Consider the following 18,325-nt stretch of genomic DNA (forward strand, 5'->3'; position numbering starts at 1 on the left):
GTCAGACCGCGATGAGGACCTCGCGCAGTTCCGTCGCCGTCGTCACCGGCCGATCGCACACGAAGCCCCGGCACACATAGGCCGCGGACGCTCCGTCGACGAGCGGCCGTCCGTCGAGCAGCGGCGACGAGTCGGGTTCGCCGCCCACCACGATCGCTCCCCCGGGCGCGATCCGGCGCGCGAGGTCGAGGAGTTCACCGCCACCCGCGACGGCGACCTGCAGCGGACCGCGCACCGACGCCTCGGCCACGGTCAGCCAGTGCCCTCCGGCACGCGGCGCTTTCTCGAGCAGGATCGACGCCGCCGACAGCGACAGCGCGGCGGCATCGGCGTAGCGGGGGTCGTCGTGCACCAGCGCGGACAGACCGAGCAACGCCTCGGCGATCAGCGACGCCCCCGACGGCGTCGCCCCGTCGACCGGATCGCGCGGCCGGGCGACCAGCGATTCGGCGTCGTGCGCGGTGTCGAACCAGCTCCCGGGACGTTCCGGATCCGCGAACTGCGTGAGCGCGACGTCGGCGAGTTCTCGCGCGCGCTCGACCCAGCTCCGATCCCCGGTCCCCTGATGGACGGCGAGCAGCGCGGTGACGAGTGCTCCGTAGTCCTCGAGCACGGCCGCCGGAGATCCGACGACACCTCCGAGCGACGCGCGGCGCAGTCGTCCATCGACGAGGTGCCGGTCGAGCAGGAACCGCGCGCACCTCGCCGCCGCGTCGATCCAGGCGGGTTCGCCCAGTGCGACGCCGGCCTCTGCCAGTGCGGTGATCGCGAAGCCGTTCCACGCGGTGACGACCTTGTCGTCGCGTCCGGGTTGCGCGCGATCCTGCCGGGCCGCGAACAGGCGTGCCCGCACGTCGGCGAGACGGGCCGGATCGTCGGGCTCGTCGAGCAGCTGCAACACCGAGGTGCCGTGTTCGAAGGTGCCACCGGGAGTGACGGTGAAGGCCTCCGCGGCCCACCGGCCGTCGTCCGCGCCGAGCACCTCGACGAGCTGATCGGGGGTCCACACGTAGGTCAGGCCCTCGACCCCGTCGGTGTCGGCGTCGAGCGCCGAGGCGAATCCGCCGTCGGTGGTGAGCAGGTCGCGCAGCAGGAACTCGGCGGTCTCCCGGGTGACCCGCGTCGGCAGTTCCGCGCCGGTCACCCGCGCGAGGTGCGCGTACAGCCGTAGGAGCAGCGCGTTGTCGTAGAGCATCTTCTCGAAGTGCGGCACCGTCCAGGCGGCGTCGACGCTGTAGCGGGCGAAACCGCCACCGAGCTGGTCGTAGATCCCACCTCGCGCCATCGCGTCGGTCGTGCGCTCGACGAGACCGAGCGTGTCGGCGGAGCGCGTGCGCTCGTATCCGCGCAGCAGACCCTCGAGCAGGTTGGACGGCGGGAACTTGGGTGCGCCCCCGAAGCCGCCGTGTTCGCGGTCCTCGTCGGTGGCGATCGCAGCGGCCGCCGCGTCGAGCAGGGCCGCCTCGACAGCGGCCTCCCCGACGGGCAGTCCCCCGCTGCTGCGACGGAGTTCGGTGGCCACGGCGTCGGCGGCCTGCGAGACCTCGTCGCGCCGGTTGTGCCAGGTCTCGGTGATGGCCTCGAGAAGTTGGACGAAGGACGGCATGCCGCCGCGCGGCGTGTTCGGGTAATACGTGCCGCAGTAGAAGGGCGAGCCGTCGGGGGTGAGGAAGCAGGTCATCGGCCATCCGCCCTGACCGGCCATGGCGACGGTCGCGTTCATGTAGACCGCGTCGAGGTCCGGCCGTTCCTCGCGGTCGACCTTGATGCACACGAAGTTCTCGTTCATAACGGCGGCCGTGGCCTCGTCCTCGAACGACTCGTGTGCCATGACGTGACACCAGTGGCAGGCCGCGTACCCGATCGACAGCAGGATCGGCACGTCGCGCTCGCGCGCCTCCGCGAGCGCGTCGTCGCCCCATTCCTGCCAGTGGACCGGATTGTCGGCGTGCTGCCTCAGATAAGGGCTCAGGGCGTCGGCCAGTCGGTTCGCCATGCCCCCACGCTACGGAAGGAGCACCGTCGGTGACGGCCGGTCGTCAGCTTCCCTTGGTGGGTTCCGGACGTTCCGGACCGGTGGCCTTCGTGCCGCCGGCCTTCTCCTCCTCGGCTCCGCCGGGGATCGCACCCGGCAGCGTGCCGTCGTCCACGGCCTGGTCGGGTTCGGGATGCTCCGGCTGGAAGTTCTCGGGCAGCTTCTTCAGCCGCTTGTTCATGTTCCAGATCAGCAGAGCGGTCGCGACCAGCAGGACCACCACGATGGCCAGTCCGAGCGGAGACGCCTTGCCGAACTCGGGGCCGGTCGGCTCCTGGGCCAGAATCTCGACGGCCAGAACATCGACCGCGAGCGTGCCTATCGTCATTTGCCCTGCCCGTCCTCGATGCCCGCGAACAGATCCGTCTCGGGAAGTTCCGTGCTCACGCGGGTCTTGGCCAACTCGAACTCCTCGGTCGGCCACACCTTCTGCTGGATGTCCAACGGCACCGCGAAGAAGGATCCGTTGGGGTCGATCTGGGTGGCGTGGGCCCGCAGCGCGTCGTCGCGCTTCGGAAAGTAGTCGCCACAGGTGATCTGGGTGGTCACGCGCCCCATGATGTCGCCCTGCTCGGTGCGCCACTTGTTGAGCCACTGCTCCATCGGGAACGGCTCCCCGCGACGCTCGTACTCCTCGCGGAACAGCTCGAGCCGCTTACGGATGAAACCGTGCGAGTAGTAGAGCTTGCTCACCGCCCAGGGCTCGCCCAGCTCGGGATGGAAATCCGGATCCGCGGCCGCTTCGTAGGCCGCGACCGACACCTCGTGGCACCGGATGTGGTCGGGGTGCGGGTAGCCACCGTTCTCGTCGTAGGTGGTCATGACATGGGGGCGGAACTCGCGCACCGACTGCACGAGCCGGCGGACCGGTTCGTCGAGCGGGATCGCCGCGAAGCAGCCCTCCGGCAGCGGGGGCTTGGGGTCGCCCTCGGGCAGTCCGGAGTCGACGAAGCCGAGCCATTGCTGCCGTACCCCGAGGATGCGGGCCGCCTCGGCCATCTCCTCCTGGCGCACCTCGCTCATGCGCTCACGGATGCCGGGCACGTCCATGGCGGGATTCAGGATGTCGCCGCGCTCTCCGCCCGTGAGCGTGACCACCAGGACCTCGTGCCCCTCGGCCGAGTACCGAGCCATCGTGGCCGCGCCCTTGCTCGACTCGTCGTCGGGATGGGCGTGCACGGCCATGAGCCGTAGTCCGCTCACGTGTATTCCTCCACCTCACGTCGTCTGCTTCGCCGGAACCGACCCTGCGCCCGCGTCGCGGTCGCTACGGATCCGTCCTCTATAGTTCCACCTGATAATTCCGACGTCAGCCGTGACCCTGCGGCGACGCCCGATCCATCGTTCCGCTGTGAAAGCAAAGTGATGAGCAACACCGTGCCCACCGACCGGTACCCCTCCTCCCGGTACCCCGGACCCCGCGTGTCGACACGCGGCAAGCGCTGGGGTTTCACCATCGCCGGTCTGCTCGCGGGGCTCGTCGTGGCGTTCGTTCTGTTCCAGAACAACTCCGCTCCGATCGAGTCGGAGGTCGTCGCCTTCGAGATCATCGACGACAGCACCATCGACATCCAGCTCAAGGTCACGCGCGACGATCCGTCCGAGGACGCCGTCTGCATCATCCGGGCCCGGTCGAAGGACGGCAGCGAGACCGGACGGCGCGAGGTGCTCATCCCGGCGTCCGATTCGCAGACGGTCGTACTGACCTCCACGGTCAAGACGTCACAACGCCCCGGAATGGGCGACACCTACGGCTGTGCCACCGAGGCCCCCGAGTATCTCCGCGCACCCTAGGAACCTGCCGCGACCAGCGTCTTCCTGCGCTTTCCCGGAGCAGCGACGGGAGTGATGCTAAAATAGCCGGATACACGGTTCCACCCTTTGGGGCCGTGTATTGCTGCATAAGAGCATCAACAGACAGTACGACTTCCGTTCAGCCTGACGACAAGGGGGGACGACGGGGGTCGTGCTGTCGCGGTCGTTGCATGTGCACGACTTGTCCACGGAGCCGGGGGCTCCAACCCGAAGGAAGTGATCGAGGATGACCGAGACCCAGGTGACCTGGCTGACGCAGGAGTCGTACGACCGGCTCAAGGCCGAGCTGGACCAGCTCATCGCGAATCGTCCTGTCATCGCCGCCGAGATCAACGAGCGTCGCGAAGAAGGCGACCTCAAGGAGAACGGTGGCTACCACGCGGCCCGCGAGGAACAGGGCCAGCAGGAAGCCCGTATCCGTCAGCTCCAGGAGCTGCTGGGCACCGCCAAGGTCGGCGTCGCTCCGACCGAGTCGGGTGTCGCCCTCCCCGGTTCCGTCGTCACCGTCTACTACGCCGGCGACGAGACCGACACGGAGACGTTCTTGATCGCGACCCGCGAGGAAGGCGCCCGCAACAGCGAGCTCGAGACCTACTCCCCCAGCTCGCCCCTCGGTGGCGCCCTGATCGACGCGAAGGTCGGCGAGACCCGCGAGTACACGCTGCCCAACGGCAACACCATGAAGGTGACCCTGGTGAGCGCGGAACCCTACCGCGGCTGATCCCCTCTGCAGCCGAGGGCNGCCCTCGTGCATTCACGTCAGGTTCTCGAAGTCGCGGCTTCTCAGAAGATGCGCCGCGCCTTCATATCGGGGAAGACCGGCCCCACCCGCACGACGTCGCCGGTGGTGGGTGCGTGCACCATCTGCCCGCCACCGATGTAGATGGCGACGTGACCCGGTCCCCCGGCCTGCCAGTTGCCGAACAGCAGGTCGCCGGGGCGTGCCGCGTACAGCGGCACCTCGGTGCCGATGTGCCACTGTGTCTCGGACGTGCGCGGCAGCGTGATGCCCGTCGCGGCGAAGACCGCGTACGACGTCAGGCCGGAGCAGTCGAAACCGCCGCCGGACGGCCCGTTGATGTTGCCGCCACCCCAGACGTACGGCAGGCCGAGGTACTTGAAGGCAAGGTCGACGATGCGATTACCGACGTCGCCGGCTCCGCCTCCGATGCCCAGACCCAGGAACGGCGAGAGCATGCGGGCGAAGACGTGCTCGGTCGCGCGGATCTTCGCGACGTAGGGCTTCGTCTGGTTCTCGTAGTCGGGATGACCGGACGGCATGCCACCCGAGCGCTTCACCGCGCCGACGCCGGCGTTGTAGGCCGCGAGGGTCAGATCGAGGGTGTCGCCCTCGACCAGTCCGCGCTTCTTCCAGTCGTCGATGAGCTTGTAGTTGTCGCACAGGAGGTTGCCCGACGCCAGGACCGGGTCGGCGATACCGAGGACGTCGGCCTTGCCGTCACCGTCGGCGTCCTTGCCGTACTGGTCCCAGGTGCCGGGCATGAACTGTCCCGGGCCGCGGGCGCCGACCGGCGAGACCGGCGCGGTCGGGCCGTACCGGAAACCGTTCTCGGCGGAGTAGAGGGCCGCGAGGACCGGCGCGGAGATCCCGTCGCACAGTTCCCCGGCCTTCTTCAGCCACGGCGCGAACACGGCGATCGCACCGATGGGTGCGAGTCGCGTTCCGGGAAGGATCGCCGGGATCGACGGCAGTGTGATCCCGGTGCCGGGGATCGTGGGACCCGGTTGCGGGTTCCCGACCGTGCCGGTCGCCGGCGGTTGGACCGGTATCCCGAAGGGCCCGGGCCGGGCGGCCGGTGGTTCGGGCGCCAGCGCGGGCGGAGCCGCTTCCGGATCGGCGGGGTGCAGTGCCGCGGCCGCCTCCTCGGGCAGATGCGGCTCGATCGCCCCCGCGACCGCTGTCGTCGCATCCGCGACCGCCTGTTGGGCTCCCTGCTGCATCGGCTCCGGCAACGAGGCGACGAAATTCGCCACGTCCGTGTCGGCGTTCTCCGCAGTTGCCTCGAACGACTCGATCGCCCCGTTGATCTGGTCCTTGATCTCTGCTGGTAAGTCCACGCCCTGAACGAGCGCACTTGCTGCCGTAGCCACTGCCACGATGACCACAGACGGGTCCACCGACATCCGCTACCCCCACATCCATCCATCAACCGCTCCCACCGTAGCTGTGAGGTCCATCACCAGTACGGCTTCCGGATGTTCTTATCACATATATTCAGGAACACGTTCTAGTATTGGGACCAGTGGGATCCGTGTTTCGCGAGTGATCAGAGTTATGGCTCCGGATAGAAGTCCGCCGCGTCGGGATGGGTCAGGACGTCCATGATGTCCACCGGGTCGACCGTGTCCTCGGCGAGCAGCGCTACGAGCGTGTCCCGCTGGTCCTCCGTCACCGGTTCGCAGCCGCCGGGCATCACCCATCGCTCCCCACCCACCGGCATCACGCGGGCGCACAGCAACGTGCCGACGGGCACCTCACCTGCGAGCCAGGGCGCGGACACCTCGACCACACGATCGCTGCGCACGTCGCGCAGCGTGAGCGACTCCTCCGGCGCACTCGCCTCGACCTCGAAGACCGAACGCTCGACCGCCAGCCACGAGCGGGCGAGCTCCGCCTCGTCCTCGGGAAGCAACTCCCCGCGACGCTCGACGAAATCCGCGAACGCGCCGGCATCGAAGAGCAGGACGTCCTCGACGAGCGGATCGGCGACGGCCTCGGCCACCGCGTCGTCGTCCCCGTAACCGGAGCGGGCCTCCGCCAGCGCGACCCGCTGCTCCGCCCATCCGGGTTCCAGGGCGTGCATGGCCGCCTTCATGTACAACCAGTCGGACCGCTCCTCGAGCGAGTGTTCGGCGCGCCCGAGATGGCACGCCTTGTACTTGCGGCCCGACCCGCACCAGCAGCGGTCGTTGCGACCGAGCCCCGGGACCTCCTTCGGCCGGTACCGTTCGAGCACTTCGTGGAGGGGATGTTCGTCGCCGCCCGGCACCCGGGCGAGCAGAGACAGCCCCCGGATCGCGTCCCCGCGATCGGAGGCGAAGCGCGCGAGGTCGAACAACGGGAGGTCGAAGGCGGAGTCGAGGTCGGCCGAACGCTCGTAGTGCCGTTCGGCTTCCGTGAGGCGTCCGGTCGATTCGGCCGCGCGACCGGCGATCCAGTGCGCTGCCCCCGCCGCGCGTCGCGGCGCATGGTCGAGCAGCCACAACGCGGCCTGTTCGATCGCCTCGGGCGCGAGTTTCTCCCCCACCAGTTCGTCGTAGACGGTCTCGGCGATCTCGGGATCGGACAGCACCGAGTACAGACCGGATTTCCCCACGGCGAAACGCTCGTCGAGTTCGGCGTCGTCGCCGCGTTCGAGGGCTTCGACCAGCGACGCGAACAGGGCCACGCCGGGCACGGCGTCGACGGGGATCCCGAGCTGTTCGGCATAGATCTCGAACATCGCCCGGTCGGAGTATCCGTCGAAGTCGAAACCGTTCGGTGCCACCAGGTCTCCGCTGCGGGCCAGACCGGCTCCGGCGAGCAGTTCCCCGAGTGGCAGGGACGGCGCGGAGAACGCGTCCGGCGCATCGGCGAGCACGTCGAGGAAGGCGCCCTCGAGGCTCGCCACCTGCTCGCGGGCGATGGCCTGTTCGAGCGCGTGCACGAATTCGGCCTCACTACTTCGGACTTCGTCGTCGACCGGAGCGAACGACGAGCGACCGCCCCGCACGGTGAGTGCGAGCAGGTCTCCCGCCTCGTGACCCGACAGGGCTCCTTCGGGAAAGACGATCGTCTCCTTGCGGACGATCCCATCCGAATCCGGATCGTTCTGCGTGGCAGCAGCTTCGAATCCACCGGGCTGCACGAGATCGAACTCGTCGTCCTCGGAGACGAGCAGCAGGAGCGGTTCGATGTCGTCGACCGGGATCGCGTGCCGGTCGAGTTCGTCCGCGGTGAGGCGGTGTGTGAGCGTCCTGCCCTCGAACAGCGCATCCGTCGCCGCGACACGGTCGTCGGACAACCACATCAACAGCGGATGCGGTTCCGACTGTTCGAGATCGATCATCACTTGCTCGGCCGAGCCGAATCCGTGCTCCTCGAGATGATCGGCCACCTCGTCGATCGTCATGGGTCCGTGGCGCCGTACCGTGTCGAGCACGGTGTCCCACAGGGCGGATTCGGGATGTTCACTGTCCGTCACCACGTGATCGTACGGCGCCCGGCAGTGCTTCCGGGGGCTATGCGGTTCCTTCCGCACGTCGCCGTCACGCGTCACGCATCGCAGGCGGCCTTCGATCGGGCGCGGGCCCAGCCGGCCGGCGTTGGCGACGGTCATGGCTCCGACTCTTCCGAAACGGAGGGCGACGCGTCGATGTTTTTCCCGATCGACACGAGAAGAAGGCGCCCTTCGGGACGCCTTCTTNTGTCTTCTACGACCGGTGTGTCAGCCGAGCGCCTGTTCGACGTCGGCGAGCAGGTCGGCGGCATCCTCGATGCCCACCGACAGCCGGACGAGATCCTCGGGGACCTCGAGCAGCGACCCGGCGGTGGAGGCGTGGGTCATCGCACCCGGATGCTCGATGAGCGACTCCACGCCACCGAGCGACTCGGCGAGGGTGAAGATCTCGGTGCGCTTGCAGAAGTCCAGCGCGGCCTGGCGGCCGCCGGCGAGGCGCACGGAAATCATGCCACCGAAGCGACGCATCTGCTTGGCCGCGTACTCGTGGCCCGGATGCGATTCGAGACCCGGGTACAGCACCTTGGTCACGGCGGAGTGTCCCGACAGGAAGTCGACGAGCTTCTCGGCGTTGTCGGAGTGCTTCTCCATCCGCACCGCGAGCGTCTTGATGCCGCGCAGCGTGAGGAAGGCGTCGAACGGGCCCGGCACGGCGCCCGCACCGTTCTGCAGGAACGCGAAGGCGGCGTCGAGCTCCTCGTCGTTCGTCACCAGCGCGCCACCGACGACGTCGGAGTGACCACCGATGTACTTGGTGGTCGAATGCAGCACGACGTCGGCACCGAAGGTGAGCGGCTGCTGCAGGTACGGCGACGCGAAGGTGTTGTCGACGACGATCTTGGCACCACCCTCGTGCGCGATGTCGGCGAGCGCCGAGATGTCGCCGATGTTGAGCAGCGGGTTCGTGGGCGTCTCGACCCACACGAGCTTGGTGTTCGGGCGCACGGCCGCGCGCACCTCGTCGGCGTCGTTGATCGCGGCCGGGGTGTACTCGATCCCCCACTGCGTGAACACCTTGTCTATGAGACGGAAGGTGCCGCCGTACGCGTCGTTGGGGATGACGAGGTGGTCGCCCGGACGCAGCACCGAACGGAGCAGGCAGTCGGTGGCAGCCATGCCCGAGCCGAACGCCCGGCCGTAGGTGCCGTTCTCGAGCGCGGCGAGGTTCGCCTCGAGGGGACGACGGGTGGGGTTGCCGGTGCGGGCGTACTCGAAGCCGTTGCGCATCTCGCCGACGCCGTCCTGGGCGAAGGTCGACGACGCGTAGATCGGCACGTTGACGGCACCGGTCTGGGGGTCGGGCTCGTACCCGGCGTGGATGGCGCGGGTCGCGAAACCGTGCTGGTTCTGGTCTGTCATGAAGATCTGTGTCCTATCGGCCTTGAGAGATGAATCCGAGCAGGTCGTGACGGGTGATGACGCCGACGGGCTTGCCGTCGTCGATCACCATGAGCGCGTCGGTGTCGCCGAACGCCTTCGTGGCGGAGTCGATCGACTCGCCCACGCCGATGTTCGGCAGCGGCGGGCTCATGTGCTTCTCGACCGGATCGGCGAGATTCGCGCGACCTTCGAAGACGGCGCTGAGCAGTTCGCGCTCGCTGACCGAACCGGCCACCTCACCTGCGGTGACGGGCGGTTCGGCACCCACGACCGGCATCTGCGAGACGCCGTACTCCCGAAGGATCTCGATGGCGTCGCGCACCGTCTCGGACGGGTGGGTGTGCACGAGGTCGGGCAGGTCGCCGCTCTTGCCGCGCAGCACGTCACCGACGGTGGAATCGTCGGGCTTGCCGTCGAGCGGCGCGCGCAGGAAGCCGTAGCTGGCCATCCACTTGTCGTTGAAGATCTTCGACATGTAGCCGCGACCACCGTCGGGCAGCAGCACGACGACGACCGCATCGGGGCCCTCACGCTCGGCGACCTGCAGTGCGGCGACGACGGCCATGCCGCACGAGCCGCCGACGAGCAGGCCTTCCTCGCGGGCGAGGCGACGGGTCATCTCGAACGAGTCGGCGTCGGAGACGGCGATGATCTCGTCGGGGATCGACGGGTCGTAGGCGGAGGGCCAGAAGTCCTCACCGACACCCTCGACGAGGTACGGCCGACCGGTGCCGCCCGAGTACACCGAGCCCTCGGGGTCGACGCCGACGACCTTCACCGCACCGTTGGAGACCTCCTTGAGGTACCGGCCGGTGCCCGAGATGGTGCCGCCGGTGCCGACGCCCGCGACGAAGTGCGTGATCTTGCCGTCGGTGTCGTTCCAGATCTCCGGGCCGGTGGTCTCGTAGTGGCTCGCCGGGCCACCCGGGTTGGAGTACTGGTTCGGCTTCCAGCCACCGGGGAGCTCACGGGCGAGACGGTCGGAGACGCTGTAGTAGCTGTCGGGGTGCTCCGGCGGGACCGCGGTCGGGCACACGACCACCTCGGCACCGTAGGCCCGCAGCACGTTGCGCTTGTCCTCGCCGACCTTGTCGGGACACACGAACACGCACTTGTAGCCGCGCTGCTGCGCGACCAGGGCCAGGCCGATGCCGGTATTGCCGGAGGTGGGCTCGACGATCGTCCCGCCCGGCTTCAGTTCGCCCGACGCTTCGGCCGCATCGATCATCTTCACCGCGATGCGGTCCTTGGAGCTGCCGCCGGGATTGAGGTATTCGATCTTCGCCGCTACGAGCCCCGATCCGGGTTTCACCACCGTGTTGAGCTTGACGAGGGGGGTGTTTCCGATGAGGTCGATGACGGAATCCGCAATGCGCATGACTCCATGTTCCCACGTCGTGGCTTTCCGGCAGGGTGACGGTGTACACCCCCAGGGAAAACACCCCTGGGAAACAACCTCTGCGAAACGACGAAGACNGACCGTGGTCCGGGGTCTTCGTGGCGTACTGCTAGTCGTTCTGGAAGTAGCTGAGCAGTCGCAGGATCTCGACGTACAGCCACACCAGGGTGACGGTCAGGCCGAGGGCGACGCCCCAGGCGGCCTTCTCGGGGGCCTGTGCGCGGATCAGCTGATCGGCGGAGTCGAAGTCCAGCAGGAAGCTGAACGCCGCGATGCCGATGCACACGAGGCTGAAGATGATGGCGATCGGGCCGCCGTCGCGCAGGCCCAGGCCACCGTCGATGAAGAAGCCGGCGATGAGGTTGCCCAGCGCCAGGACCAGGACGCCGACGAGGGCGCCGACGATCATGCGGGTCAGGCGCGGCGTGACGCGGATGGCGCCGGTGCGGTACACGACGAGCATGCCGAAGAACACGCCGAAGGTGCCGAGGACGGCCTGCGCGATCAGGGTCGCGCCGCCGGCGCCACCGAACGTGATGTCGGTGAACATGAACGACAGCGCGCCGAGGAAGAAGCCTTCCGCCACCGCGTAGGCGAGGACGATCGCCGGGTTGTCCATCTTGCGGCCGAACGTCGCGACCAGCACCAGGACGAGGCCGATCAGACCGCCGCCGATGACGAACGGAGCTGCCAGGCCGACGTTGGAGTTGACCAGGACGTAGGAGATGAGTGCCGAGACGGCGAGCACGCCGAGCGTGATGCCGGTCTTGGTGACGACGTCGTCGATCGTCATGGTCCGCTGGTCGGTGGGACGTGCCCACGGATCCGTCTGCGGCTGCCCGAATTGCTGGGTGGCCTGCGCGGCGCCCGCCGTCGCAGAGCCGAACGTGGCGTATCCGCCGCCCTCTTGCTTGGGCAGGTTGCGGAACACCGGGTTACTGGTGGTGCGCACCGTGCACTTCCCTTCTCGTGGTCGCTTCTGTCCGTTCAACGAGGCAGTGACCTCACGAGTTCCCGATCGTCGAGAAAGCTCGGACTAATCGGACTCTACCGGCTCCGTACCGACCTGGTCACGGTGAACTTCCGGTTGCGGCCCTCGACGCGGGTCGGCCCGACGATGCCCGACAGTGCGGGGCGGTAGTCGAGGTGGCGGTTGTAGACCGTCCACATCTGTCCTCCCGGGCGGAGGATCCGGGCTGCGGCGTCGAACATCTTGTGGGCCGCGCCGGTGTGCACGGCGGCGCCGATGTGGAAGGGCGGGTTGCACACCACCAGGTCGACCGACCCGGCGGCGATCGAACTCGCGGCATCGTCGCGGAGCGTGTCGATCCGGTCGGCGAGCCCGTTCGCGGCGGCCGTCTCCGCGGCGGAGGCGACGGCGGCGGCGGAGTGATCGGTCGCGATCACCCGAACGTCGGGCAGTTGCCGGGCGAGCATCGCGGCGAGGATGCCGGTGCCGCAGCCGAGGTCCACCGCGAGCTGCTCGTCCGTGTCGTTACGAGGCAGGTCGAGGTTCGGGAAGTGGTCGAGGAGGAAGCGGGTGCCGATGTCGAGGCGCGGGCCGGCGAAGGCGGCCCCGTGCGCGACGACGGTGAGGTCGAGTTCGTCGAGCCTCTCGCGGACGGGATAGGAGGCCGGTCCGGGCGTTGCTCCGCGCGCGGTGAGCACCCGCGACTTCTGCCGCCCCCGGGACGCGCGGACCTCGGCGAAGGACGCGCCGAGGACGTCGTTCATCGCAAGGCCGATGTGCTTGTCGCGGCCACCGGCGAACACGACGACCTCGGGGTCGGCGTAGCGGGCCACGGTCTCGGCGATCTCGGTGAGCGCCGACAGCGAACGGGGAAGACGCAGCAGTACCACTCGGGCACCGGCGAGCAGGTCCGCGTCGAGTCCGCAGGAACGGTAGCGGTCGGTGAGATCCTCACGCTCGGCGTTCACAGCCAGCGCGCGTTCGGCCACCACCGAGTCCTGATGCACCCGGATCCGCTCCGCGCCGAACCGGACGGCCGCACCCAGGGTCAGGGCGCCGTACTGGTCGTCGACGACCACGATCGTGCCCGGCGCTGCGGATTCCAGTGCGGGGGCGGCTTCGTCGAGGAGCAGGCGATCGGCCCCGTCGACGGCGAACAGGTTGGGCGCTTCCACATCCGGGAAGCGCCTCAACCTGTCGTACATCTCGTCGATCAACACTCGACCGTCAGCACTCGCCCTTTCCGGCGTTCTCGATGGCACGCAGGGTGTCGGCCTGTTCCTCTTCGCTGAGGTCCTGCCAGGCCGGGAGCTGCTGCTGGGCGTCGGCGACGGCCTGGGCCGCTGCCGCGCGGTCCTGGCCCCACTCCTCGAGCTCGTCGAGGTAGGGCAGCAGTGCCTCGCAGTTCTCCTCGTAGCTCTTGCCGAGTTCGACGGTGGTGCCCGTGGTGCCGGCCTCCGCCGAGGCCGAGGCGGTCGTCGTGGTGGTGGTCTCCTCGGCCGAGCCGGATCCGTCCGAGGATCCGCACGCCGCCGCAAGCAGGACCACACCTGCACCGAACAGCGCCGCGAGAGTCTTCTTCATCTATGTCCCACTTCTGGTCGCAGTGTCGTTTGCCCGTTCCCGGTGAGGCACCGTGGTCCGGCCGGACCACGGTAGACCAGGGGCGACGCACGATCTGCAGCGGGCGTGCACATTTCGAGACTATCCTGGGGAAACAGCTCCCCGAGGTGATTGCGCCGATGTCCGAGAACGATCCGGCCACCACTCAAAGCGCACCGATCGTCGACGTGGCCGAGTCCGACATCGTGCGCGCATTGCACGCTGCCGGTTTCACCGGTGCGGAAGAGATCGGCCACGGTGGCTTCGGTGTGGTCTACCGATGCAGGCAGGAGGCACTCGATCGGAGCGTCGCCGTGAAGGTGCTGCGACGAACCCCGGATCCGGTCGATCTCGAACGGTTCCTGCGTGAGCAGCGGGCGATGGGGCGGCTGTCGGGACATCCGCACATCGTCACCGTGTTGCAGGCCGGTGCAATCGACAACGGTCTGCCCTATCTGGTGATGCACTATCACCCTCACGACTCGCTGGACACGCGCATCCGGCGCCACGGCGTGCTGTCGTGGCCCGAGGTGATCCGGATCGGCGTCAAGATGGCCGGGGCGCTCGAGACGGCCCATCGGTCCGACGTGCTGCACCGCGACGTCAAGCCCGGGAACATCCTGCTCACCGAGTACGGGGAACCCCAGCTGACCGACTTCGGCATCGCTCGCGTCGGGGACGCATTCCGGACCGTTACCGGGGAGATCACCGGATCCCCGGCGTTCACCGCTCCCGAGGTGCTGCGCGGTCGCGCTCCGACACCGGCGTCCGACGTCTACGGCCTCGCCTCCACACTGTTCGCCGCCATCACAGGGCACGCCGCGTTCGAGCGGAAGGACGGAGAGAAAGTCATCGCGCAGTTCCTGCGCATCACCTCGGAGCCGATTCCGGATCTGCGCGGCGAGGACATCCCCGATGACGTGTGCACCGCGCTCGAACTGGGTATGTCCGCCGACCCCGACGACCGCCCGCAGTCGGCGGCGGCCTTCGGCGATCTGCTCCGAGACGTCCAATGGGCTCACGGCCTACCGGTCGACGAGATGGCGTTGCCCGGTCCTCCCCCGGCCGTTCCGCCCACCACCCCACCGGATCTCCCCTTCACGGGACCTACCTCGGAAGGATTGCCGGACATCACGGGCCCGACGATCGCCCCGTCCACCCGATTCCGACCACCGTCGACCACCCGCCCTCTCGTCCAGCGCAGCCGGCTCATCGCGCTGTTGCAGGCCGGACAGCGGCGCCGTCTCGTCGCCGTCCACGCCCCCACCGGATTCGGGAAATCCACGCTGGCCGCCCAGTGGCGGGACGCACTCGCCGTCGAGGGTGTGCCCGTCGCCTGGCTGACGGTCGACAGCGACGACGACAACGTGTTGTGGTTCCTCGCGCACCTGATCGAGGCGATGAAGCAGGTGCGCCCCTCCCTGGCGAATCAACTCGGGCAGATACTCGACGCACACGGCGACAACGCCGAGCGCTACGTACTGTCCACCTTGATCAACGATCTACATCGATCCGACACTGCCACAACGGTGTTCATCGACGATTGGCACTGCGTGAATTCGCCGGAGACGATCGGAGCCCTGGATTTCCTGCTCGACAAGGGTTGCCATCATCTGCAACTCGTCGTCACAAGTCGCAACCGGTCGGGTCTCCCCTTGAGTCGCATGCGTGTTCGAGATGAGTTGATCGAAATCGACTCGGAATCACTGCGTTTCGACGTGGATGAATCCGATTCGTTCCTTCGTGGCGTAGGCGGTCTCGACTTGACCCCCGAAGACGTGCAGGACCTGAACAGGACTACCGAGGGCTGGGTCGGAGCACTGCAACTCGCATCGTTGTCGTTGCGTGACAGTGACGATCCGTCATGGATGATCGAGAATATTACCGGTCGTCATCACGCGATCGGAGAGTTCCTCGCCGACAACGTGCTGTCCACGCTCGAACCGCGGATGTACGAGTTCCTGCTGTCGACGTGCATCACCGAATCCGTCAGCGGCAGCCTCGCCGCAGCGTTGACCGGAGATCCGCGCAGCCAAGCGATCCTCGAGGAGGCAGAGGAACGCGATCTGTTCCTCCGACATGTCGACGACGAACGCGTCTGGTTCCGATATCACCACATGTTCCTGGACTTCCTGCGGCGGCGTCTCGAACGTGACCATCCCGAGAAGGTCGCAGAATTGCACCTCACGGCCGCGGACTGGTTCGCCCGGCGTCACATCCTGCCCGAGGCCGTCGATCACGCACTCAAGGCCGGCGACAGCGACTTCGCGGTCGGTCTACTCGCCTCCGACGGTATGCACATGATGGAGCACGGTCACATCGCTCCCCTTCTCGCGCTGATCGACAGGCTGCCCCCGCATGCCGTCGCACGCGAACCGCGGTTGTTGCTCACCCAGGCGTGGGCGAACGGAGCCCTGCAGCGACTGAGTCGCTCGCGCAGCACACTCGCCACCGTGCGTGAACTCTTGGAACAGGGCGTCACCTCCGGGCAGGATCCCTACGCACTGAGCCTCGAGGCCGATGCGGTCGAAGCCGCCATCCTCATGAACTCCGACCGGATCGAGGGTATCGATGCACTCGTCACCCCGTGCCTCGAACATCCGTCGGCCGTGCACCCGTGGGTCGTCTCGGCCGCCGCGGACTTCGCATCCTATGCCGACATCTTCCGTTTCGACTTCGATTCGGCGGTGCGCCGGCAAGAATGGGCAGCCCCTTACCACCGCGAGACCCGAGGCCCTTTCGCTGCGATTTACGGACAGTGCCTGTGCGGTATCGCCGTCAACGAACAACTCGACGTCGAGGGAGCGGAGAAGTACTTCCGCACGGCATTGCGACGGGCGCGCCGCAACGGCGGCATCCACACCCATTCGGGCCGGCTCGCCGCCGCGATGCTTGGGGAACTGCTCTACGAACAGGGACGGACCGGTGAAGCCGAGACGCTGCTCGACGAAAGCAACCTTCTCGGAATAGACGGTGGTGCAACAGATTTCATGATCGCCCGTTTCGCGACCGCGGCGCGCCTGAAGATGGTCCACGGGGATCGGGAATCAGCCACGAAACTACTGGACGAGGGACTGCGCGCAGCAGCGATCAACAACCTACCCCGGTTACGGGCGCGGCTGGAGAACGAGCGGATACGACTGGGATTGGGTGCAATCCCAAGGCCCACACGGATGATGCCCGATTCCGACCGTCCGAACCCGGACGGCACGGTGGAGATCACTCTCCAATTCGAGGACGCCACCGCCATCCGCCTGCTCTGCGAGAGCGACGAAGCCGGTGCCGCGGAACACGCAGTGGAGTGGGCGCAGCTGTGGGTACGCCGCACCGAGGGGCTGCGTCCCCGCGCCCACCTCCAGGCCACACGGCTCCTCGTCAGCTGTCTGCACGCCGCCGGGCGCATGGAGGAGGCCGAACGCACGCTCGCGTGGGTGGCCGCAGAGTGCGCGTCACGCGGGATGGTGTGTTATCTCGTGGACGGTGGCGCGCGGACGACTCGCGCCCTCGAGGCGCTCCACCGACGGATGCAGGAGGATCGGTGGCCGGACGACTGGGCACGGGTCGACGCGCAGTTCCTCGAACGCGCAGCACGACTCGCCGAGGACGAGAATCGTCCCGTGGTGTGAAACCCCTCGGATTCGGGGACACTGCCGAGGTGACGGACCGAAACGACAGACCTATCCGGACCCGGCGATGGACCGACGGGAAGCTTGTCGACGAGGGCTTCCCCCTCTCCGCGGTGTCGGATCATCTCGCCGACGCCGACGCCCTCGTGTGGGTGGACCTGTGGAATCCCGAGCACGCGGACCTGCTCGAACTCGCCGAGGAATGGAGCCTCGACCCGTATGCGGTCGAGGATTCGCTCGCGCAGGGAGAACGGACCAAGGCCACCCGCTACGCCACGCACACCTTCCTCACCGTCTACGCGACACACCTCTATCCGGATTCCGAGGACGAGGATCAGGCTCACGAGTCCCGGTTGCACACCACCCGGATCTCCGCGTTCGTCCTGCCCAGGGGCGTCGTGACGGTACGTCGCGGCAGCCCGTTCGACATCGACGAAGTGGTGCGCCGGTGGGACGAGAACTCGGACCTGCTGCAGTACGGGCCCGGGGCGCTGGTGCACGGCCTGCTCGACACGGTCGTGGACGGACAGTTCGAGACCATTCAGGAACTCGACGACGCCGCGGAGGACCTCGAGGACTGCCTCTTCGAGGATCAGGCGTCCACTCGGTACATCCAGCGTCGTGTCTACCGTCTCCGCAAGGAACTCGTGCAACTTCGGCGAGTGGTGCTGCCGATGCGCGAAATCATCAACGCGGTCATGCGCACCCGCGCCGAGAACAACCGCCATCCCGAACTCGACAGCTCGTACAACGACCTGTACGACCACGTGATGCGCGCGACCGAGTGGACGGAGTCGCTCCGCGAGATGGTGAACACCGTCTTCGAGACGAACCTGTCGCTGCAGGACGCCCGCCTGAACATCGTGATGAAGAAACTGACGGGATGGGCCGCGATCATCGCGGTCCCCACCGCCGTGACCGGTTGGTACGGCATGAACGTGCCCTATCCCGGCTTCGGCGAGTGGTGGGGCATGCTCACCGGAGTCGCGATCATCGTGGTGTCGGCGATCGTGCTGTACGTGCTGTTCAAGAAGCGGGACTGGTTGTGATTCTTCGCCGCGCTCAGAGGAGGACGACGAGCAGCACGACGATCACGACGACCACCGCGACGGCGGCGATCACCGCCCCGGCGGATCGACGGCGCTGCACGGGACCGTCGCGGACGAGTTCGGGGTCGGCGTCCGGGGCGTCACCGATCGGTTCGTCGCCCTCGGGCCCGGGGTTGGTGGGATGCGACATCGATCTCCTCCTGGCTGT

15 protein-coding genes are annotated in these 18,325 nt (G+C 67.7%); 4 read left to right on the forward strand and 11 right to left on the reverse strand.

The features are described 5' to 3' along the window. Nucleotide 1: 1 nt before the first annotated feature. Genes ACLBYD_RS04505 through mca form a run of 3 tightly spaced genes read right to left on the reverse strand, consistent with a single transcriptional unit; the run spans nucleotide 2 to nucleotide 3,220 of the window. Nucleotides 2-1,996, reverse strand: coding sequence for a thioredoxin domain-containing protein (locus ACLBYD_RS04505; protein ID WP_447815558.1), 1,995 nt, complete (start codon nucleotides 1,994-1,996; stop codon nucleotides 2-4). Nucleotides 1,997-2,039: 43 nt separating this feature from the next. After that, entirely contained in the window at nucleotides 2,040-2,363 is a 324-nt protein-coding gene (locus tag ACLBYD_RS04510) for a hypothetical protein (RefSeq protein WP_060651825.1), read from the reverse strand. Continuing rightward, on the reverse strand, nucleotides 2,360-3,220 hold the full coding sequence (gene mca / locus ACLBYD_RS04515; RefSeq protein ID WP_016691272.1) for a mycothiol conjugate amidase Mca: 861 nt from the start codon (nucleotides 3,218-3,220) through the stop codon (nucleotides 2,360-2,362). The genes ACLBYD_RS04510 and mca overlap by 4 nt, the downstream gene beginning before the upstream one ends. A gap of 180 nt (nucleotides 3,221-3,400) precedes the next feature. Between mca and ACLBYD_RS04520 the strand changes: the two genes are divergently transcribed. Further along, nucleotides 3,401-3,829 carry a DUF4307 domain-containing protein gene (locus ACLBYD_RS04520; RefSeq protein ID WP_016691271.1) on the forward strand — a complete coding sequence of 143 codons (429 nt, stop codon included), beginning with the start codon at nucleotides 3,401-3,403 and terminating at the stop codon, nucleotides 3,827-3,829. A 247-nt stretch (nucleotides 3,830-4,076) separates the two neighbouring features. Next, nucleotides 4,077-4,571 carry a transcription elongation factor GreA gene (greA, locus tag ACLBYD_RS04525; RefSeq protein ID WP_006553878.1) on the forward strand — a complete coding sequence of 165 codons (495 nt, stop codon included), beginning with the start codon at nucleotides 4,077-4,079 and terminating at the stop codon, nucleotides 4,569-4,571. Nucleotides 4,572-4,633: 62 nt separating this feature from the next. Here greA and ACLBYD_RS04530 read toward each other — a convergent pair whose 3' ends face one another. From ACLBYD_RS04530 to ACLBYD_RS04560, 7 genes are all read right to left on the reverse strand, one after another. Further along, nucleotides 4,634-5,995 carry a C40 family peptidase gene (locus ACLBYD_RS04530; RefSeq protein WP_447815559.1) on the reverse strand — a complete coding sequence of 454 codons (1,362 nt, stop codon included), beginning with the start codon at nucleotides 5,993-5,995 and terminating at the stop codon, nucleotides 4,634-4,636. Nucleotides 5,996-6,144: 149 nt separating this feature from the next. Next, nucleotides 6,145-8,055: an SEC-C domain-containing protein gene (locus tag ACLBYD_RS04535; protein ID WP_447815560.1), complete on the reverse strand. Its 1,911-nt coding sequence runs from the start codon at nucleotides 8,053-8,055 to the stop codon at nucleotides 6,145-6,147. Nucleotides 8,056-8,298: 243 nt separating this feature from the next. Next, nucleotides 8,299-9,450, reverse strand: a complete 1,152-nt coding sequence (locus ACLBYD_RS04540) for a cystathionine gamma-synthase (protein WP_060651828.1) — start codon at nucleotides 9,448-9,450, stop codon at nucleotides 8,299-8,301. Between the two features lie 13 nt (nucleotides 9,451-9,463). Next, entirely contained in the window at nucleotides 9,464-10,849 is a 1,386-nt protein-coding gene (locus tag ACLBYD_RS04545) for a cystathionine beta-synthase (protein ID WP_006553874.1), read from the reverse strand. A gap of 130 nt (nucleotides 10,850-10,979) precedes the next feature. After that, on the reverse strand, nucleotides 10,980-11,822 hold the full coding sequence (locus tag ACLBYD_RS04550) for a Bax inhibitor-1/YccA family protein (protein ID WP_071934511.1): 843 nt from the start codon (nucleotides 11,820-11,822) through the stop codon (nucleotides 10,980-10,982). Between the two features lie 95 nt (nucleotides 11,823-11,917). After that, on the reverse strand, nucleotides 11,918-13,045 hold the full coding sequence (locus ACLBYD_RS04555; protein WP_447815670.1) for a class I SAM-dependent methyltransferase: 1,128 nt from the start codon (nucleotides 13,043-13,045) through the stop codon (nucleotides 11,918-11,920). A 22-nt stretch (nucleotides 13,046-13,067) separates the two neighbouring features. Beyond that, nucleotides 13,068-13,424, reverse strand: a complete 357-nt coding sequence (locus ACLBYD_RS04560; RefSeq protein WP_447815561.1) for a hypothetical protein — start codon at nucleotides 13,422-13,424, stop codon at nucleotides 13,068-13,070. A 158-nt stretch (nucleotides 13,425-13,582) separates the two neighbouring features. Here ACLBYD_RS04560 and ACLBYD_RS04565 point away from each other — a divergent pair, with 158 nt between their 5' ends. Both ACLBYD_RS04565 and ACLBYD_RS04570 read left to right on the forward strand, forming a co-directional pair. Further along, nucleotides 13,583-17,068 (forward strand): protein kinase domain-containing protein, encoded by a 3,486-nt coding sequence (locus tag ACLBYD_RS04565; RefSeq protein WP_447815562.1) that lies wholly within the window; start codon nucleotides 13,583-13,585, stop codon nucleotides 17,066-17,068. 29 nt (nucleotides 17,069-17,097) lie between these two features. Continuing rightward, nucleotides 17,098-18,117 carry a magnesium transporter CorA family protein gene (locus tag ACLBYD_RS04570; RefSeq protein ID WP_447815563.1) on the forward strand — a complete coding sequence of 340 codons (1,020 nt, stop codon included), beginning with the start codon at nucleotides 17,098-17,100 and terminating at the stop codon, nucleotides 18,115-18,117. Nucleotides 18,118-18,130: 13 nt separating this feature from the next. Here the strand turns inward: ACLBYD_RS04570 and ACLBYD_RS04575 are convergent, their stop codons facing one another. After that, nucleotides 18,131-18,307 carry a hypothetical protein gene (locus tag ACLBYD_RS04575; RefSeq protein ID WP_447815564.1) on the reverse strand — a complete coding sequence of 59 codons (177 nt, stop codon included), beginning with the start codon at nucleotides 18,305-18,307 and terminating at the stop codon, nucleotides 18,131-18,133. Between the last annotated feature and the right edge of the window lie 18 nt (nucleotides 18,308-18,325).

The sequence above is a fragment of the Rhodococcus sp. C26F genome (assembly GCF_053345925.1).